Genomic DNA, 20,137 nt, shown 5'->3' on the forward strand with positions numbered 1-20,137 from the left:
ATGGAAAATATTTTGGATCTGTGGAATAAAGCACTTCAGAAAATAGAGACAAAATTGAGCAAACCCAGTTTTGAGACATGGATGAAATCGACAAAAGCCCATTCTCTTCAGGGAGATACGCTTACAATTACGGCACCAAATGAATTTGCTAGAGATTGGCTCGAGTCAAGATATCTTCACTTAATTGCTGATACCATCTATGAACTAACAGGTGAAGAGCTCAGCATTAAATTTATTATTCCTCAAAATCAGGACGAAGAGGAAGCCATGCCAAAGTCTCCAATCAAAAAAATGTCTAAAGAAGAGCCTGTTGACATTCCACAAAATATGCTGAATCCAAAATATACATTTGATACTTTTGTTATTGGTTCAGGCAACCGTTTTGCTCATGCCGCTTCACTTGCAGTCGCGGAAGCACCAGCAAAAGCATATAACCCGCTTTTTATTTATGGGGGCGTTGGTTTAGGAAAGACTCACTTGATGCATGCGATTGGTCACTATGTGATCGACCATAATCCATCAGCCAAAGTGGTCTATCTATCATCTGAAAAATTTACTAATGAATTTATCAACTCAATCCGAGATAACAAAGCTGTCGACTTCCGTAACCGTTATCGGAATGTAGACGTGCTTTTGATAGATGATATTCAATTTTTAGCAGGAAAAGAACAAACTCAAGAAGAGTTTTTCCATACATTCAACACACTTCACGAAGAAAGTAAGCAAATCGTCATTTCTAGTGATCGGCCTCCGAAAGAAATTCCGACACTTGAAGACAGATTGCGCTCTCGATTTGAATGGGGCCTAATTACAGACATTACCCCGCCAGATCTAGAAACACGTATCGCAATTCTGCGCAAAAAAGCAAAAGCAGAAGGCTTAGATATTCCAAATGAAGTCATGCTTTACATTGCCAATCAAATCGACAGCAATATTCGTGAGCTGGAGGGTGCTTTGATTCGTGTCGTTGCTTACTCATCTTTAATTAATAAAGACATTAATGCAGATTTAGCAGCTGAGGCACTAAAGGACATCATTCCTTCATCGAAGCCAAAGGTCATTACAATTAAAGATATTCAAAGAATCGTAGGGCAGCAATTTAATATTCGATTAGAGGATTTCAAAGCGAAGAAACGTACGAAGTCAGTTGCTTATCCAAGACAAATTGCCATGTACCTCTCTAGAGAAATGACCGATTCCTCTCTGCCTAAAATCGGAGAAGAATTTGGCGGTCGTGATCATACGACTGTCATTCATGCTCATGAGAAGATTTCGAAATTAATCGTTGAAGATGAACAGCTTCAGCAGCATGTCAAAGAGATCAAAGAACAATTAAAATAACCAAGCTGATATAATGAGTACGGGAAAATGTGAATAACTAGAGCATAGTCATACACAGTCTGTCCACATGTGGATAGGCTGTCTTTCCTTTCTTTTTCTCGACTTATCCACATATTCACAAGCCCTACTATTACTTCTACGATTTTTATTAATAAAATATATATACATGTCATTAAGAAAATTTAGGAGGACCACTATGAAATTCACGATTCAAAAAGATCGTCTTGTCCAAAGTGTCCAAGATGTATTAAAGGCCGTATCCTCTAGAACAACGATTCCTATTTTGACAGGGATTAAAATTGTTGCGTCTGATGAAGGGGTTTCTCTAACAGGAAGCGATTCTGATATCTCAATTGAATCTTTCATTCCTCAAAGAGATGGAGATTTAGAGGTTATCACCATCGATCGTCCGGGAAGTATTGTGCTTCAAGCCCGTTTCTTTAGTGAAATTGTAAAGAAACTGCCTATGGCTACTGTCGAAATTGAAGTAGAACAAAATCACCTGACCATCATCCGCTCTGGTTCAGCAGAATTTAACTTAAACGGCTTAGATGCTGAAGAATATCCGCATCTTCCACAAATTGAAGAGCATCATGCATTTCAAATTCCGACAGATCTGCTTAAAAACTTGATTCGTCAAACTGTTTTTGCAGTGTCCACCTCAGAAACACGACCTATCTTGACGGGTGTAAACTGGAAAGTTGAAAAAGGTGAATTAATATGCACGGCGACGGATAGCCACCGTCTTGCTTTAAGAAAAGCGAAGTTAGATATTAACGAGGAAAGTTCGTATAATGTCGTCATTCCAGGGAAGAGTTTAACAGAGCTAAGTAAAATTCTTGATGATGGACAAGATCTTGTGAGCATCGTCATTACAGAAACACAAGTTCTTTTTAAAGCACAAAACGTCCTGTTCTTCTCAAGATTGCTGGATGGTAATTATCCAGATACAGCTCGTCTGATCCCGCAAGAAAGTAAAACGGATGTCGTGGTCAACACGAAAGAGTTCCTTCAAGCCATTGATCGTGCATCACTTTTGGCAAGAGAAGGACGTAATAATGTCGTGAAACTGTCAGCTGATCCTGAACAAAGCCTTGAAATCTCTTCTAATTCGCCTGAGATCGGTAAAGTGGTGGAGACGGTTCAAGCAGATGATATTAAAGGGGAAGATCTTAAAATCTCCTTCAGTCCAAAATATATGCTGGATGCGTTAAAAGTATTAGAGGGAACCGATATTCATGTAAGCTTCACTGGTGCAATGAGACCGTTCCTCCTACGTACGCCGAATGATGATTCTATCCTGCAATTGATTCTTCCGGTAAGAACGTATTAATTCAATCTAAAATGGCTGCTGTGTGAGTGCACAGCAGCTTTTCTTCTCGTTTTCCATGCTTTCTTTCATCCCAGTTCGCTTTCCCCCTTTCCTTCTTGTCTTGTTTTTTAGTACAATTAGATATTAGTGATATTGAAAGAGGTCGATACAATGCCTAATCTTATAACCATTGAAACAGAAATGATTACATTAGGGCAGTTTTTGAAATTAGCCGAAGTCATCCAATCTGGCGGAATGGCGAAATGGTTTTTAAGTGAACATGAGGTGTTCATTAATCAAGAGCCAGATAATAGACGGGGACGCAAACTATACCCAGGAGATGTTGTCGAGATTGAAGGTTATGGCACATTTCAAGTTGTGAATTAGAAACGGGTGACAATACATGTACATTCAAAGTCTGGCGTTAACTTCATACCGAAACTATGAACACACCGAGCTTCAATTCGACAATAAGGTGAATGTCATGATCGGTGAGAATGCCCAAGGTAAAACGAACTTGATGGAAGCGATCTATGTATTGTCGATGGCAAAGTCTCATCGTACGTCAAATGATAAAGAACTTATCCGATGGGACCAAGACTATGCTAAAATAGAAGGTAGAGTCATTAAAAAAAATGGTCCACTCCCAATGCAGCTCGTGATCTCAAAAAAAGGGAAAAAGGGTAAGGTCAATCACATTGAACAACAGAAGCTCAGTCATTATGTTGGTGCGTTAAACACCATCATGTTTGCGCCAGAGGACTTAAGTCTTGTGAAGGGTAGCCCGCAAATCCGCAGAAGATTCCTCGACATGGAGATTGGACAAGTTTCTGCTGTCTACTTGCATGATTTATCGCTCTATCAAAAAATCCTCTCTCAGCGTAATCATTACTTGAAACAATTGCAGACAAGAAAGCAAACGGATCAAGCGATGCTGGAGATTTTAACAGAGCAGTTGATTGATGCGGCAGCGAAAGTTGTCAAAAGACGACTGACTTTTACGAAACAGCTCGAAAAATGGGCGCAGCCGCTGCATTTTGGGATTTCTAGAGAGCTAGAAACACTCACGCTCCAATACCAGACGGCAATAGAGGTATCAGAAGCGTCAGACTTGTCGAAAATAAAGAATAGCTATGAAGAATCGTTTCAGAAACTAAGAGAGAGAGAAATAGACCGAGGGGTGACACTGTGGGGACCTCACAGAGATGACCTGCTTTTCTTTGTAAATGGTCGGGATGTTCAGACATATGGCTCTCAAGGGCAGCAAAGAACAACAGCTCTTTCACTAAAGCTGGCAGAAATTGATCTGATACATGAAGAAATCGGAGAATATCCTATTCTTCTACTTGATGATGTGTTATCTGAACTTGATGATTACAGACAGTCTCATTTGCTCCATACCATTCAGGGACGTGTCCAGACCTTCGTCACCACAACAAGTGTTGAAGGTATCGATCACGCCACCTTGAAAGAAGCGGAAATTTTCAGAGTAGCCAGTGGAAAAGTAATTGACTGATAAATGAGGTGTGAGTCTTGTATATTCATTTAGGTGATGATTGTGTTGTTTCTACACGAGAGATTGTCGCAATTGTTGATTACAAAATGAGGTCGTCTTCTGTTGTAGAAGAATTTCTACAAAAACAAGAGAAACAGATCATTTCGTTATCCCAAGGGACACCCAAATCCATTGTCGTCACAACTGAATCTGTTTATTACTCTCCTCTTTCCTCAAGCACGCTCAAAAAACGTGCTTCGTTTGTGATTGAAATTGAAGTCTAAAAGCTCAATTCATATAAATATATCGTTTAAGAAAAGTGTAGGTGAATGTACGTGGCAATGGAACAGCAACATAATAGTTATGATGAAAATCAGATACAGGTGCTTGAAGGACTAGAAGCTGTTAGAAAACGTCCAGGAATGTACATTGGGTCAACCAATGCAAAAGGACTTCACCATCTTGTATGGGAAATTGTCGACAACAGTATTGATGAGGCATTAGCTGGTTATTGTACAGACATTACAGTGCAAATTGAAAAAGATAACAGCATTACAGTAAAAGATAATGGCCGCGGGATTCCTGTTGGGATTCATGAGAAAATGGGGCGTCCTGCCGTAGAGGTCATTATGACTGTTCTTCACGCTGGTGGTAAATTCGACGGCAGCGGTTATAAAGTATCAGGCGGTCTGCATGGTGTAGGGGCATCTGTTGTAAATGCATTATCTACTACCTTAGACGTGACTGTATACCGTGACGGAAAAATTCATTATCAGCAGTTCAAACGCGGCGTTCCAGTGGGAGATTTAGAGGTTATTGGTGAAACAGATGTAACCGGGACAACCACTCACTTTGTGCCAGATCCAGAAATTTTCAATGAAACCATTGAATTTGATTACGATACACTTGCCAACCGTGTTCGTGAGTTGGCTTTCTTAACAAAAGGTGTAAATATCATCATTGAAGACTTGCGTGAAGGCAAAGAGCGGAGAAATGAATACTGCTACGAAGGCGGTATTAAGAGTTATGTAGAACATTTAAACCGCTCAAAAGAAGTTGTTCACGAAGAACCTGTTTATATCGAAGGTGAGAAAGACGGAATCACGGTTGAAGTGGCATTACAATACAACGATTCCTATACAAGCAATATCTATTCCTTCGCCAACAATATCAATACGTATGAAGGCGGAACACACGAAGCTGGCTTTAAAACCGGTCTAACGCGTGTCATCAATGATTATGCTCGTAAAAATGGCGTATTCAAAGATGGGGATGCGAATTTGAGCGGTGAAGATGTGCGAGAAGGCTTAACAGCCATTATCTCCATCAAACATCCAGACCCTCAATTCGAAGGACAAACGAAGACGAAGCTTGGGAACTCAGAAGCGAGAACCATCACTGACTCCCTCTTCTCTGAAGCACTTGAGAAATTCTTGCTTGAAAATCCTGATTCTGCGAAAAAAATTGTGGAAAAGGGACTGATGGCGGCTCGTGCAAGAATGGCGGCCAAAAAGGCTCGTGAGCTGACAAGACGTAAAAGTGCGCTGGAAGTCTCCAGCTTACCTGGGAAACTGGCAGACTGTTCTTCTAAAGATCCTTCCATCTCTGAACTCTATATTGTAGAGGGAGATTCTGCGGGCGGGTCTGCTAAACAAGGACGTGATCGTCACTTCCAAGCGATTTTACCGTTAAGAGGGAAAATCCTAAACGTAGAAAAAGCTCGTCTAGATAAAATTTTATCGAACAACGAGGTTCGTTCAATGATTACAGCGTTAGGAACTGGAATCGGAGAAGACTTTACTTTAGAGAAAGCACGCTATCACAAAATTGTGATCATGACAGATGCCGATGTGGATGGTGCACATATTCGAACGCTGCTCTTAACATTCTTCTATCGCTACATGCGTGAAATTATTGAAAACGGTTATGTGTATATTGCGCAGCCGCCTTTATATAAAGTGCAGCAAGGAAAACGTGTGGAGTACGTGTATAACGATAAACAGCTGGATGAGCTGTTAAAATCACTTCCTCAAACACCAAAGCCTGGACTTCAGCGTTATAAAGGTCTTGGAGAAATGAATGCTGCTCAGCTTTGGGAAACAACAATGGACCCTGATGCGAGAACACTTCTTCAAGTCACACTTGAGGATGCGATCGATGCTGATGAGACATTTGAAATGCTGATGGGAGATAAAGTAGAGCCGAGACGAAACTTTATCGAAGAAAATGCACAATACGTGAAAAACCTTGATATTTAGATAGATCCCTCCTGAGAACAACCTTATTTCTTGTTTGGAATAAGGTTGTTTTTCAAGAAATAGGGGCGTGTAACGAATGTCCTGGTTTTCCGTGTTTTCGTTGATTTTCTAGTAAATAAATGTGTATAAAGCCGAGATTATTGATATAATGGAGAATAGTCTTGTGAAGATAAATACATATTTTACTCCCACATAATTTATTTCATGTGATACGTAAAGGGAGGTTCTTATAGTGAGTGAACAACATACACCAAATGTACGCGAAGTAAATATTAGTCAAGAAATGCGTACGTCCTTTTTAGATTATGCAATGAGTGTTATTGTTTCGCGTGCATTACCAGATGTGCGAGATGGATTGAAGCCCGTGCATCGAAGAATTTTGTATGCGATGAATGACCTAGGTATGACAAGTGATAAACCATTTAAGAAATCTGCACGTATCGTTGGGGAAGTTATCGGTAAGTACCACCCTCACGGTGACAGCGCTGTATACGAAGCGATGGTTCGGATGGCGCAAGATTTCAACTATCGTAATATGCTGGTTGAAGGTCATGGAAACTTTGGTTCTGTCGATGGAGACGGTGCAGCGGCAATGCGTTATACTGAGGCGCGTCTATCTAAAATTTCAATGGAAATCCTGCGTGATATCACCAAGGATACGATTGATTATCAAGATAACTACGATGGCAGTGAAAGAGAACCAATCGTTATGCCAGCTCGATTCCCGAACTTATTAGTCAACGGGGCAACAGGTATCGCTGTAGGGATGGCCACCAACATTCCCCCTCACCAGCTAGGTGAAGTGATTGATGGGGTACTTGCGATTAGTCAAAACCCAGAAATGACAACACAGGAACTAATGGAGATCATTCCAGGACCAGATTTCCCAACTGCGGGACAAATCATAGGCCGAAGCGGAATTCGCAAAGCATATGAAACAGGCCGGGGCTCTATTACATTACGTGCAAATTCTATTATCGAAGAAACATCCAGCGGTAAGCAGCGGATTGTCATCAATGAAATTCCATATCAGGTCAACAAAGCCCGTTTGATCGAAAAAATCGCTGATCTTGTGCGCGATAAAAAGATTGATGGCATTACAGATCTGCGTGACGAGTCTGATCGTAATGGAATGCGGATTGTAATTGAACTGCGAAGAGACGCGAACGCCCACGTTCTATTAAACAATCTTTATAAACAAACGACACTCCAAACGTCATTTGGGATCAACTTATTGGCACTAGTTGATGGACAGCCGAAAGTCTTGTCCCTCAAACAATGTCTTGAATATTATCTAGAGCATCAAAAAGTGATCATTCGCAGAAGAACAGCATATGAACTTCGTAAAGCTGAAGCAAGAGCTCATATTCTAGAAGGTTTAAGAATCGCTCTTGACCATTTAGATGAAGTCATTGCATTAATTAGAAGCTCTCAAACTGCTGAAATTGCGAGAAATGGCTTAATGGAGAACTATAGCTTGTCCGAAAAACAAGCACAGGCCATTCTTGATATGCGTCTTCAGCGCTTAACTGGTTTGGAAAGAGAAAAGATAGAAGAAGAATACAAAGGACTTGTTGATTTGATTGCTGAGTTGAAAGCCATTTTAGCAGACAATGAGAAAGTTCTTGAAATCATTAGAGAAGAATTAACAGAAATCAAAGAACGTTTCAATGATACGCGCCGTACTGAAATTGTGACGGCAGGTATTGAAACAATTGAAGACGAAGATTTGATCCCTGTTGAGAATATTGTGATTACGCTGACTCATAATGGTTATATCAAGCGTCTGCCTGCATCAACATACCGCAGCCAAAAAAGAGGCGGTAAAGGTGTTCAGGGCATGGGAACCAATGAGGATGATTTCGTAGAACAGCTGATTTCAACATCTACCCATGATACGATCCTCTTCTTCTCTAATAAAGGGAAGGTCTATCGTGCGAAGGGATATGAAATTCCTGAATTCGGACGAACGGCGAAAGGGATTCCGATTATTAACCTGCTTGAAGTAGAAAAGGGAGAGTGGATTAATGCCATTATTCCAGTAAGCGAATTTGATGAAGATTCGTATCTCTTCTTTACAACAAGACACGGCGTATCAAAACGAACATCATTATCTCAGTTTGCCAACATTCGAAACAATGGACTTATCGCATTAAGTCTTCGTGACGAAGATGAACTGATGGCTGTCCGTTTAACCAATGGAGAAAAACAAATCATCATTGGTACGAAAAAAGGTATGCTGATTCGTTTTGACGAGACAGACGTTCGTGAAATGGGACGTACGGCGGCTGGCGTGAAAGGAATTACGCTTTCAGAGGATGACATCGTCGTTGGGATGGAAATCCTTGAGCCAGATGCAAACGTATTGATCGTAACCGAAAAAGGATATGGTAAGTTAACACCTGAAAAAGAATACCGTGTTCAAAGCCGGGGCGGTAAAGGTCTTAAAACATGTAAAATCACTGATAACAATGGTCCGCTTGTCGCAGTGAAGGCAACAAATGCTGAAGCTGAAGAGGACTTGATGATTATTACAGGAAGCGGCGTGATCATTCGTATGGCCGTTTCAGACATTTCAACAACAGGTCGAGTCACTCAAGGTGTCCGCCTGATTCGTCTTGGTGATGATGAACATGTCGCTACAGTGGCATTAGTTGAACAATCACAAGAAGATGATGAAGAGAATAGTGAAGAAAACGTAGAAACTATAGAGTCAGATCAAGAGCAATCTGAGTAAAAATAAAGCCGGTTCTTCACCGGCTTTATTTTTTTCTAAAAAAACATGAGTTTTTTTGAAATTTATAATGCTTTTTTCATAGATATGTGTTAATCTTTCAAAGGAGCAAAAAGAGGCTCTATTTTTTATCTCTTCTACAGTGGAAACTTCTTAAAAAAATAAAATGTTTTTTAAGAAAAATGTTGACTGTTGATAGAGATATATGATATATTTAAGTGGTCGCTTTGAGAGAGTGACACACAAGTTCTTTGAAAACTAAACAAGACAAAACGTACCTGTTAATTCGAGTTTTTATAAAAAATCCTATGATACTTCATAGGTAGTCAGTCAAACGCTGACGAAAAACAAAACTTCGGTTTTGTACTTTTTCGGAGAGTTTGATCCTGGCTCAGGACGAACGCTGGCGGCGTGCCTAATACATGCAAGTCGAGCGGACAGAAGGGAGCTTGCTCCCGGATGTTAGCGGCGGACGGGTGAGTAACACGTGGGTAACCTGCCTGTAAGACTGGGATAACTCCGGGAAACCGGAGCTAATACCGGATAGTTCCTTGAACCGCATGGTTCAAGGATGAAAGACGGTTTCGGCTGTCACTTACAGATGGACCCGCGGCGCATTAGCTAGTTGGTGGGGTAATGGCTCACCAAGGCGACGATGCGTAGCCGACCTGAGAGGGTGATCGGCCACACTGGGACTGAGACACGGCCCAGACTCCTACGGGAGGCAGCAGTAGGGAATCTTCCGCAATGGACGAAAGTCTGACGGAGCAACGCCGCGTGAGTGATGAAGGTTTTCGGATCGTAAAGCTCTGTTGTTAGGGAAGAACAAGTGCGAGAGTAACTGCTCGCACCTTGACGGTACCTAACCAGAAAGCCACGGCTAACTACGTGCCAGCAGCCGCGGTAATACGTAGGTGGCAAGCGTTGTCCGGAATTATTGGGCGTAAAGGGCTCGCAGGCGGTTTCTTAAGTCTGATGTGAAAGCCCCCGGCTCAACCGGGGAGGGTCATTGGAAACTGGGAAACTTGAGTGCAGAAGAGGAGAGTGGAATTCCACGTGTAGCGGTGAAATGCGTAGAGATGTGGAGGAACACCAGTGGCGAAGGCGACTCTCTGGTCTGTAACTGACGCTGAGGAGCGAAAGCGTGGGGAGCGAACAGGATTAGATACCCTGGTAGTCCACGCCGTAAACGATGAGTGCTAAGTGTTAGGGGGTTTCCGCCCCTTAGTGCTGCAGCTAACGCATTAAGCACTCCGCCTGGGGAGTACGGTCGCAAGACTGAAACTCAAAGGAATTGACGGGGGCCCGCACAAGCGGTGGAGCATGTGGTTTAATTCGAAGCAACGCGAAGAACCTTACCAGGTCTTGACATCCTCTGACAACCCTAGAGATAGGGCTTTCCCTTCGGGGACAGAGTGACAGGTGGTGCATGGTTGTCGTCAGCTCGTGTCGTGAGATGTTGGGTTAAGTCCCGCAACGAGCGCAACCCTTGATCTTAGTTGCCAGCATTTAGTTGGGCACTCTAAGGTGACTGCCGGTGACAAACCGGAGGAAGGTGGGGATGACGTCAAATCATCATGCCCCTTATGACCTGGGCTACACACGTGCTACAATGGACAGAACAAAGGGCTGCAAGACCGCAAGGTTTAGCCAATCCCATAAATCTGTTCTCAGTTCGGATCGCAGTCTGCAACTCGACTGCGTGAAGCTGGAATCGCTAGTAATCGCGGATCAGCATGCCGCGGTGAATACGTTCCCGGGCCTTGTACACACCGCCCGTCACACCACGAGAGTTTGCAACACCCGAAGTCGGTGAGGTAACCTTTATGGAGCCAGCCGCCGAAGGTGGGGCAGATGATTGGGGTGAAGTCGTAACAAGGTAGCCGTATCGGAAGGTGCGGCTGGATCACCTCCTTTCTAAGGATATATGGAGCAGCGTGCGTTTTCGTCTTGTTTAGTTTTGAAGGAACTTGCAAAAGATCCTACAACATCATATCTTCGATATGAAAGATGGGCCTGTAGCTCAGCTGGTTAGAGCGCACGCCTGATAAGCGTGAGGTCGGTGGTTCGAGTCCACTCAGGCCCACCATCTTCTATTAAATCGGGGCCTTAGCTCAGCTGGGAGAGCGCCTGCCTTGCACGCAGGAGGTCAGCGGTTCGATCCCGCTAGGCTCCACCAACGTGTTCTTTGAAAACTAGATAACAATAAGTAATACATTCACATTGAATGCAATGCAAAGTTCATCACACATAGTGATTCTTTCTAAAGTAAGAAATGGTTAAGTTAGAAAGGGCGCACGGTGGATGCCTTGGCACTAGGAGCCGATGAAGGACGGGACGAACACCGATATGCTTCGGGGAGCTGTAAGCAAGCTTTGATCCGGAGATTTCCGAATGGGGAAACCCACTGCTCGTAATGGAGTAGTATCCATACTTGAATACATAGAGTATGAGAAGGCATACCCGGGGAACTGAAACATCTAAGTACCCGGAGGAAGAGAAAGCAAATGCGATTCCCTGAGTAGCGGCGAGCGAAACGGGAACAGCCCAAACCAAGAGGCTTGCCTCTTGGGGTTGTAGGACACTCTATACGGAGTTACAAAGGAACGATATAAGCGAAGAGGTCTGGAAAGGCCCGCCAAAGAAGGTAACAGCCCTGTAACTGAAATGTTGTTCTCTCCAGAGTGGATCCTGAGTACGGCGGAACACGTGAAATTCCGTCGGAATCCGGGAGGACCATCTCCCAAGGCTAAATACTCCCTAGTGACCGATAGTGAACCAGTACCGTGAGGGAAAGGTGAAAAGCACCCCGGAAGGGGAGTGAAATAGATCCTGAAACCGTGTGCCTACAAGTAGTCAGAGCCCGTTAACGGGTGATGGCGTGCCTTTTGTAGAATGAACCGGCGAGTTACGATCCCGTGCAAGGTTAAGCAGAAGATGCGGAGCCGCAGCGAAAGCGAGTCTGAATAGGGCGCATGAGTACGTGGTCGTAGACCCGAAACCAGGTGATCTACCCATGTCCAGGGTGAAGTTCAGGTAACACTGAATGGAGGCCCGAACCCACGCACGTTGAAAAGTGCGGGGATGAGGTGTGGGTAGGGGTGAAATGCCAATCGAACCTGGAGATAGCTGGTTCTCTCCGAAATAGCTTTAGGGCTAGCCTCAAGGTAAGAGTCTCGGAGGTAGAGCACTGATTGGACTAGGGGCCCCTACCGGGTTACCGAATTCAGTCAAACTCCGAATGCCGATGACTTATCCTTGGGAGTCAGACTGCGAGTGATAAGATCCGTAGTCGAAAGGGAAACAGCCCAGACCGCCAGCTAAGGTCCCAAAGTATACGTTAAGTGGAAAAGGATGTGGAGTTGCTTAGACAACCAGGATGTTGGCTTAGAAGCAGCCACCATTTAAAGAGTGCGTAATAGCTCACTGGTCGAGTGACTCTGCGCCGAAAATGTACCGGGGCTAAACGTATCACCGAAGCTGCGGACTGTTCTTACGAACAGTGGTAGGAGAGCGTTCTAAGGGCTGTGAAGCCAGACCGGAAGGACTGGTGGAGCGCTTAGAAGTGAGAATGCCGGTATGAGTAGCGAAAGACGGGTGAGAATCCCGTCCACCGAATGCCTAAGGTTTCCTGAGGAAGGCTCGTCCGCTCAGGGTTAGTCGGGACCTAAGCCGAGGCCGAAAGGCGTAGGCGATGGACAACAGGTTGATATTCCTGTACCACCTCCTCACCATTTGAGCAATGGGGGGACGCAGGAGGATAGGGTAAGCGCGGTATTGGATATCCGCGTCCAAGCAGTTAGGCTGGGAAATAGGCAAATCCGTTTCCCATAAAGGCTGAGCTGTGATGGCGAGCGAAATTTAGTAGCGAAGTTCCTGATTCCACACTGCCAAGAAAAGCCTCTAGCGAGGTGAGAGGTGCCCGTACCGCAAACCGACACAGGTAGGCGAGGAGAGAATCCTAAGGTGATCGAGAGAACTCTCGTTAAGGAACTCGGCAAAATGACCCCGTAACTTCGGGAGAAGGGGTGCTTCTTAGGGTGTTAAAGCCCCGAGAAGCCGCAGTGAATAGGCCCAGGCGACTGTTTAGCAAAAACACAGGTCTCTGCGAAGCCGTAAGGCGAAGTATAGGGGCTGACGCCTGCCCGGTGCTGGAAGGTTAAGAGGAGCGCTTAGCGTAAGCGAAGGTGCGAATTGAAGCCCCAGTAAACGGCGGCCGTAACTATAACGGTCCTAAGGTAGCGAAATTCCTTGTCGGGTAAGTTCCGACCCGCACGAAAGGCGCAACGATCTGGGCACTGTCTCAACGAGAGACTCGGTGAAATTATAGTACCTGTGAAGATGCAGGTTACCCGCGACAGGACGGAAAGACCCCGTGGAGCTTTACTGCAGCCTGATATTGAATGTTGGTACAGCTTGTACAGGATAGGTAGGAGCCTTGGAAACCGGAGCGCTAGCTTCGGTGGAGGCATCGGTGGGATACTACCCTGGCTGTATTGACCTTCTAACCCGCTGCCCTTATCGGGCAGGGAGACAGTGTCAGGTGGGCAGTTTGACTGGGGCGGTCGCCTCCTAAAATGTAACGGAGGCGCCCAAAGGTTCCCTCAGAATGGTTGGAAATCATTCGCAGAGTGTAAAGGCACAAGGGAGCTTGACTGCGAGACCTACAAGTCGAGCAGGGACGAAAGTCGGGCTTAGTGATCCGGTGGTTCCGCATGGAAGGGCCATCGCTCAACGGATAAAAGCTACCCCGGGGATAACAGGCTTATCTCCCCCAAGAGTCCACATCGACGGGGAGGTTTGGCACCTCGATGTCGGCTCATCGCATCCTGGGGCTGTAGTCGGTCCCAAGGGTTGGGCTGTTCGCCCATTAAAGCGGTACGCGAGCTGGGTTCAGAACGTCGTGAGACAGTTCGGTCCCTATCCGTCGCGGGCGCAGGAAATTTGAGAGGAGCTGTCCTTAGTACGAGAGGACCGGGATGGACGCACCGCTGGTGTACCAGTTGTTCTGCCAAGGGCATCGCTGGGTAGCTATGTGCGGACGGGATAAGTGCTGAAAGCATCTAAGCATGAAGCCCCCCTCAAGATGAGATTTCCCATTCCGCAAGGAAGTAAGATCCCTGAAAGATGATCAGGTTGATAGGTCTGAGGTGGAAGCGTGGTGACACGTGGAGCTGACAGATACTAATAGATCGAGGACTTAACCTATATTCTATTGTGAAGCATGAACATTGTTATCTAGTTTTGAGAGAACATTCTCTCCATCAGGTTTGGTGGCGATAGCGAAGAGGTCACACCCGTTCCCATACCGAACACGGAAGTTAAGCTCTTCAGCGCCGATGGTAGTTGGGGGTTTCCCCCTGTGAGAGTAGGACGCCGCCAAGCTTCTATCAGGATCAGTTCCATTTGGAACTGGTCTTTTTTGTTTTTTCTTCTAACAGCATCATGATGTAAGCTGGGAACTTCTCTTCTGCAATCTCCATGTAGCGTTCAATCATGACGTAATCGTCGCTAATGTATTGAGACAGCAGCTCGTACCACCATTCTGTTTCGTAGCGGGCAATCATACTAAGGTTATACATCAATAAGTAATGGCTGATGATCTCAGGAATCCCTAGAAAAGCATCTCGTGTTGACGGTATAAACCATTGATCCATTTCTAAATCATAATGAAGATGAGTAGCGAGTGCTGGGTTTTCTTCAAGAAATACATCAAACGTCAATTTCTTAGCCTCTCTCTGTTTGAGTTTCCAGCTTGTATGGAACTCAAAGTATTCAATAAAGCGTTCAGCAGACATGTTATAAAGTAATGGAATATGATCTTGAATCATCATTCCATTCGCCTTTTCCACTTTAACTAATGTCGCGGGCTGCTTTTGAAACTCAAGAATATGACTCATTTCAGGTATTTTGGACAGGAGATGGATCATTGTAAATCGCTCATCTTCAAGACCCTTTAAATGAAATAGATGCTTTAACACATGCATACATAGCCCGTTTCTTTGGATTTTCACTTCATCTTCGCTAAAGCGGTAATGCTGTTTCTTTCTCTTTCTCGATGTTACGCCATGGGCTAAAACAGAGGTTTGAGAAGGATAATGGGGATCAACTGTCAGCAAACATGCTTTTAATAGCTGTGCCATTCCATAAAACAATAAAATGGGTTTAAGTTCTAAAGGTGCATTCGCAGCCTGTTCATAAAACGTATGGCCATGTTTTAGAAAGTAAATAAATCGTTCACAGTTTTTATAGGCTTGCTGATTTGCATCTGGAATGTTCCGTTTCTCATATTGTTGAAATAGAAACTTTTGGGAAGTTTCTAGCGAGTAAAAACGTTTTAAATCCTTCCATCCTGAACTTTTCATCTTCTTCCTCAACTCTCTTTATATTTTCTAAAAATTGCAACTGTTTGTTGCTTCCTTGACATGCTGTTTGCTAGTTGATAATCTACATATAATATTTTGCCGAAAAGAGGGGGATTTACTAATGTGGGAAAGTAAATTTTCAAAAGAAGGTTTGACGTTTGACGATGTTTTGCTTGTTCCAGCAAAGTCTGAAGTACTTCCGCGTGATGTCGATTTATCAGTGGAGCTAACAAGTACATTAAAGCTAAACATTCCAATTATCAGTGCTGGAATGGATACAGTGACGGAATCACAAATGGCGATTGCAATGGCACGTCAAGGTGGTCTTGGTATTATTCATAAGAACATGTCCATTGAACAGCAAGCAGAACAGGTGGATAAAGTAAAACGTTCAGAGCGCGGCGTTATTACAAATCCATTCTTCTTAACACCAGAGCATCAAGTATTTGATGCAGAGCATTTAATGGGTAAATACCGTATTTCAGGTGTGCCGATTGTCAACAACGAACAAGACCAAAAGCTTGTTGGTATTATTACGAACCGTGACCTTCGTTTTATTTCGGATTATTCAATGAAGATTAGCGACGTGATGACAAAAGAGGAACTTGTGACAGCTTCTGTTGGTACAACGTTAGAAGAAGCTGAAAAAATCTTACAGCAATACAAGATTGAAAAATTACCTCTCTTAGATGACGAAGGAACGTTAAAAGGTCTTATCACAATCAAAGATATTGAAAAAGTGATTGAATTCCCTAACTCCTCTAAAGATGCACATGGCCGTTTAATTGTTGGTGCCGCTGTTGGTGTCACTGGCGATACAATGACACGTGTGAAAAAATTAGTCGAAGCCAATGTGGATGTTATTGTCATTGATACAGCACACGGTCATTCTCAAGGTGTTCTAAACACTGTATCGAAAATCCGTGAAACGTATCCTTCTCTTAACATCATTGCTGGTAATGTTGCAACAGCTGAAGCAACAAAAGCATTGTTTGAAGCAGGAGCAGATATTGTGAAAGTCGGTATCGGACCAGGATCTATTTGTACAACACGTGTTGTTGCAGGTGTTGGTGTACCACAAATCACAGCGATCTATGACTGTGCAACAGAAGCAAGAAAACATGGTAAAGCTATTATTGCAGATGGTGGAATTAAATATTCAGGTGATATCGTGAAAGCACTAGCATCTGGCGGACATGCTGTTATGCTGGGAAGCCTTCTAGCTGGTACATCTGAAAGCCCAGGAGAAACAGAAATTTTCCAAGGTAGACGCTTCAAAGTTTATCGTGGTATGGGTTCTGTTGCTGCAATGGAAAAAGGAAGTAAAGATCGTTACTTCCAAGAAGATAATAAAAAGTTCGTTCCTGAAGGAATCGAAGGCCGTACACCATACAAAGGGCCAGTCGTTGATACAGTGTATCAACTAGTTGGCGGTATTCGTTCTGGTATGGGCTATTGTGGAACACAGGATTTACGCACTCTTAGAGAAGAAGCACAGTTCATTCGTATGACGGGTGCAGGACTTCGTGAGAGTCATCCACATGATGTACAAATTACAAAAGAATCACCAAACTACACAATTTCTTGATAAATTGTGACAATCAAATTACATTTGACAGGGTCTATGACTCTGTCTATTTTTTTTGTCTTTATTGTGATAAAATTTATACTGTTGTGTTGAAATAAGCCCTTGTGGATTACATATATATGAAAAACGTCGAAAAAAGATGAATACGGAGGTATGACGATTGAACAGCAAGATGTTGAAACAGCTTATGGTCTCTATCCTTGCATTGGCATTGATTGTTACAGCATTTACACCAATGTCCAAAGCAAAGGCTGCTGAAGATCCATTCAGTGTGAATGCGAAAGCAGCGATCCTTATTGAAGCTTCTACAGGTAAAATTCTTTATAGTAAAAACGCAGATCAAAGACTGCCTATTGCAAGTATGGCAAAAATGATGACCGAGTATCTATTACTAGAGGCGATTGCTGAAGGTAAAGTGAAATGGGATCAAAAGTATACGCCAGATGATTATGTATACGAAATTTCTCAGGACCGCAGTTTATCTAACGTTCCTTTGAGAAAAGATGGTTCGTATACAGTAAAAGAACTTTATCAAGCAACGGCTATTTATTCGGCAAATGCAGCAGCGATTGGTTTAGCAGAAGTGATTGCTGGATCAGAATCGAAGTTTGTTGAAAAAATGAACGCAAAAGCAAAAGAACTTGGTTTAACAAACTACAAATTCGTGAATGCAACCGGTCTGGAAAATAAAGACTTACATGGCCAACAGCCAAAAGGTACTGGTCCTGATGAAGAAAGTGAAGTATCGGCAAAAGATATGGCATTGCTTGCACAGCATCTCATCAAAGACCATCCAGAAATTCTTGAAACAGCAAGTATTGCAAAAACAAAGTTCAGAGAAGGCACTGACGATGAAATGGACATGCCTAACTGGAACTTCATGCTTAAAGGACTTGTGAAGGAATATAAAGGTGTAGACGGTCTGAAAACAGGTTCTACAGATTCAGCCGGTTCTAGCTTCACAGGTACGGCAAAACAAGGTGACATGCGCGTCATTGCCGTCATCCTAAATGCAAAAGGTAATCTTCATACAGCACGTTTCGACGTGGCAAAAAAACTGTTCGACTATGCATTTAAAAACTTCACGATGAAAGAAATGTACAAAAAAGGTCAACAAATCAAAGGACATGAAAACATCGCAGTTGATAAAGGCAAAGATAAAGAAGTACCTGTTGTGACGAAAGAAGCATTTTCTGTGCCAGTAAAAAATGGTGACGAAAAGAGCTATAAAGCAAAAGTAAATATCGAGAAAAAGAACTTAGAAGCTCCTATTAAAAAAGGAACGAAGGTTGGCATGCTGACGACTTCTTATTCTGGTGATGAGAAGGACTACGGCTATTTAAATAAAGACCAATCAGGTGTTGAGCTTGTGACGAAAACAGGCGATGAAAAAGCAAACTGGTTCATCCTAGCAATGCGCGGTGTAGGTGGATTTTTCGCTGGCATTTGGGGCGGAATCGTTGACACAGTAAAAGGTTGGTTCTAATAAAAAAACTGCTCTCTATTCATGAGAGCAGTTTTTTTATCGTTAAAAGAAGAGCGATTGCTTCTGATTTTGAGGAGTCGATAAAGCTTGCTGAAAAATATCACATAACTTTTCCACGCCTTCGGTCAGTGCTTTTTCATTCACATAGGAAAAGCTGAGGCGGATATAATTCTGCTTCGGCTCTCCAGGATAACAGACAGAACCAGGCAGAAAGGTGATTTGCTGCTTGCGTGCTTCATGCAACAGTGCTCGTGTATCGACCCAGGAAGGAAAGCTAAGCCATAAATTGAGCCCGCCCTGTGGAATTTGCCACGTTACATCTTTCGGTGCGTGCTTCGTTAACACATCCATCATCAAATCGCGTCTCACTTTCAAGGCGGTTCTTAGCTTCTTCGTATGATCAATCATTTTCTTCGATGTCAGAAACGGCAATATGGCCTTTTGTGTGAGGAGAGGGCTGCCTAAGTCATTATTGGCCTTTGCAGCTAATAAACGGTTAAATATCGAGCCGGAGGCTGTGATAATCCCGATTCTGCATCCTGGAGCCAGTGTTTTACTTAATCCTCGTAAATAAATGACGTGTCCATCATGATCCAAGCTTTTTATAGGTGCTGGCGGCTTCTTTTCAAAATAAAGCTCGCGATAAGGGTCATCTTCTACAATGAGACAATCAATGCTTTGAGCCAGTAAGAGAAGCTGTTTTCTACGCTTCATCGACATACTGGCCCCTGTTGGACTGTGGAAAGTAGGAATCGTATAGATGAGTTTCGGTTTATATTTATCACAAATGCTTTGAAGCTGTTTCATGTTCATCCCTTCATGATCGACAGGGACGGTAATGATTCTTGCTCCTCTGCCCATAAAGACATCAATGGCCCCAGGGTATGTCGGTGCTTCCATGACCACCACATCATCCGGCCCAATAAACGTACGTGCCACCAAATCAAGCCCTTGCTGAGAACCACTTGTTACTAGGATATTTTCAGGTGTAGACGGCACATCCAACTTTTCTAAAAAAGACTGAATGACTTGTCGCAGCTGAAGGTCACCTTGTATCTCACCATACTTCGACATGATTTGAGGATGTCTGGCTAGTACATGCTGCATTTCTTTTTCTAAATACCGGTTGGGCAAAAGCCCTGGATCGATCATAGAGGAAGAAAGGTTAATGGCTTCTTCGACATAGTGATACTGAGCGAATTGAGACCGTGGTAAATAATCTGGAATCGACAACTGCCAATCGAAAGAGGTAGATGATGGAACCGGAATCTCTGCCTGCTCTTGCTGCTCATCCACAAAAGTTCCTTTACCTTGCACCGTCTTTAAATATCCGTCGTCCTTTAATCGGGTGTATGCCTTTGCTGCCGTGACAAGACTCACATTGAGCTGCTTAGCTAAATCACGTACAGTTGGCAGCTTTTCTCCTTGCTGAAGCAAACCTGATTGAATGTGGTCAATGATTGAAAAGTAAATTTGATTTGAAAGAGATGTATCAGAGTGTCGATGGATATCAATATGCATGAAACCCCTCCATATAATGCAACATTGTTATACATGA

General features: G+C 43.5%; 11 protein-coding genes, 2 tRNA genes and 3 rRNA genes. 14 read left to right on the forward strand and 2 right to left on the reverse strand.

What is annotated here, in order from left to right; all coding sequences use genetic code 11:
- The 12 genes from dnaA to rrf all read left to right on the forward strand — a co-directional run bounded on the left by dnaA (nt 1) and on the right by rrf (nt 14,525).
- A complete protein-coding gene (gene dnaA / locus MHI46_RS00005) occupies nt 1–1,341 on the forward strand; it encodes a chromosomal replication initiator protein DnaA (RefSeq protein ID WP_024424073.1) in 1,341 nt (446 codons plus the stop codon).
- Between the two features lie 196 nt (nt 1,342–1,537).
- Nucleotides 1,538–2,674 carry a DNA polymerase III subunit beta gene (gene dnaN / locus MHI46_RS00010; RefSeq protein ID WP_039175825.1) on the forward strand — a complete coding sequence of 379 codons (1,137 nt, stop codon included), beginning with the start codon at nt 1,538–1,540 and terminating at the stop codon, nt 2,672–2,674.
- A gap of 150 nt (nt 2,675–2,824) precedes the next feature.
- Nucleotides 2,825–3,040, forward strand: coding sequence for a S4 domain-containing protein YaaA (gene yaaA, locus MHI46_RS00015; protein ID WP_008360916.1), 216 nt, complete (start codon nt 2,825–2,827; stop codon nt 3,038–3,040).
- Nucleotides 3,041–3,056: 16 nt separating this feature from the next.
- Nucleotides 3,057–4,169 carry a DNA replication/repair protein RecF gene (recF, locus tag MHI46_RS00020; RefSeq protein WP_024424075.1) on the forward strand — a complete coding sequence of 371 codons (1,113 nt, stop codon included), beginning with the start codon at nt 3,057–3,059 and terminating at the stop codon, nt 4,167–4,169.
- 17 nt (nt 4,170–4,186) lie between these two features.
- Nucleotides 4,187–4,432: an extracellular matrix/biofilm biosynthesis regulator RemA family protein gene (locus MHI46_RS00025; RefSeq protein WP_039175827.1), complete on the forward strand. Its 246-nt coding sequence runs from the start codon at nt 4,187–4,189 to the stop codon at nt 4,430–4,432.
- Between the two features lie 57 nt (nt 4,433–4,489).
- Nucleotides 4,490–6,406: a DNA topoisomerase (ATP-hydrolyzing) subunit B gene (gene gyrB / locus MHI46_RS00030; RefSeq protein WP_039182941.1), complete on the forward strand. Its 1,917-nt coding sequence runs from the start codon at nt 4,490–4,492 to the stop codon at nt 6,404–6,406.
- A 232-nt stretch (nt 6,407–6,638) separates the two neighbouring features.
- Complete coding sequence (gene gyrA / locus MHI46_RS00035; RefSeq protein ID WP_039175829.1) at nt 6,639–9,143, forward strand: DNA gyrase subunit A; 2,505 nt, start codon at nt 6,639–6,641, stop codon at nt 9,141–9,143.
- 365 nt (nt 9,144–9,508) lie between these two features.
- Nucleotides 9,509–11,057, forward strand: a 16S ribosomal RNA gene (locus MHI46_RS00040).
- 95 nt (nt 11,058–11,152) lie between these two features.
- Nucleotides 11,153–11,229 (forward strand) — tRNA-Ile (locus tag MHI46_RS00045).
- 14 nt (nt 11,230–11,243) lie between these two features.
- Nucleotides 11,244–11,319, forward strand: a tRNA-Ala gene (locus tag MHI46_RS00050).
- 98 nt (nt 11,320–11,417) lie between these two features.
- Nucleotides 11,418–14,348, forward strand: a 23S ribosomal RNA gene (locus tag MHI46_RS00055).
- Nucleotides 14,349–14,409: 61 nt separating this feature from the next.
- Nucleotides 14,410–14,525, forward strand: a 5S ribosomal RNA gene (gene rrf / locus MHI46_RS00060).
- The 16S, 23S and 5S rRNA genes sit together here with 2 tRNA genes alongside, the layout of an rRNA operon.
- An 11-nt stretch (nt 14,526–14,536) precedes the next feature.
- Here the strand turns inward: rrf and MHI46_RS00065 are convergent.
- Complete coding sequence (locus tag MHI46_RS00065; RefSeq protein WP_039175832.1) at nt 14,537–15,505, reverse strand: YaaC family protein; 969 nt, start codon at nt 15,503–15,505, stop codon at nt 14,537–14,539.
- Between the two features lie 121 nt (nt 15,506–15,626).
- On the opposite strand from MHI46_RS00065, the gene guaB reads away from it, so the two are divergent.
- Together guaB and MHI46_RS00075 are read left to right on the forward strand one after the other, a co-directional pair.
- A complete protein-coding gene (guaB, locus tag MHI46_RS00070) occupies nt 15,627–17,093 on the forward strand; it encodes an IMP dehydrogenase (protein WP_024426749.1) in 1,467 nt (488 codons plus the stop codon).
- Between the two features lie 160 nt (nt 17,094–17,253).
- Nucleotides 17,254–18,579 carry a D-alanyl-D-alanine carboxypeptidase family protein gene (locus MHI46_RS00075; protein WP_039175836.1) on the forward strand — a complete coding sequence of 442 codons (1,326 nt, stop codon included), beginning with the start codon at nt 17,254–17,256 and terminating at the stop codon, nt 18,577–18,579.
- 42 nt (nt 18,580–18,621) lie between these two features.
- Here the strand turns inward: MHI46_RS00075 and MHI46_RS00080 are convergent, their stop codons facing one another.
- Nucleotides 18,622–20,100 carry a PLP-dependent aminotransferase family protein gene (locus tag MHI46_RS00080; protein ID WP_039175838.1) on the reverse strand — a complete coding sequence of 493 codons (1,479 nt, stop codon included), beginning with the start codon at nt 20,098–20,100 and terminating at the stop codon, nt 18,622–18,624.
- Nucleotides 20,101–20,137: the final 37 nt, after the last annotated feature.

Source organism: Bacillus sp. FSL K6-1000, from assembly GCF_038630785.1.
Taxonomy (GTDB): Bacteria; Bacillota; Bacilli; order Bacillales; family Bacillaceae; genus Bacillus; species Bacillus safensis.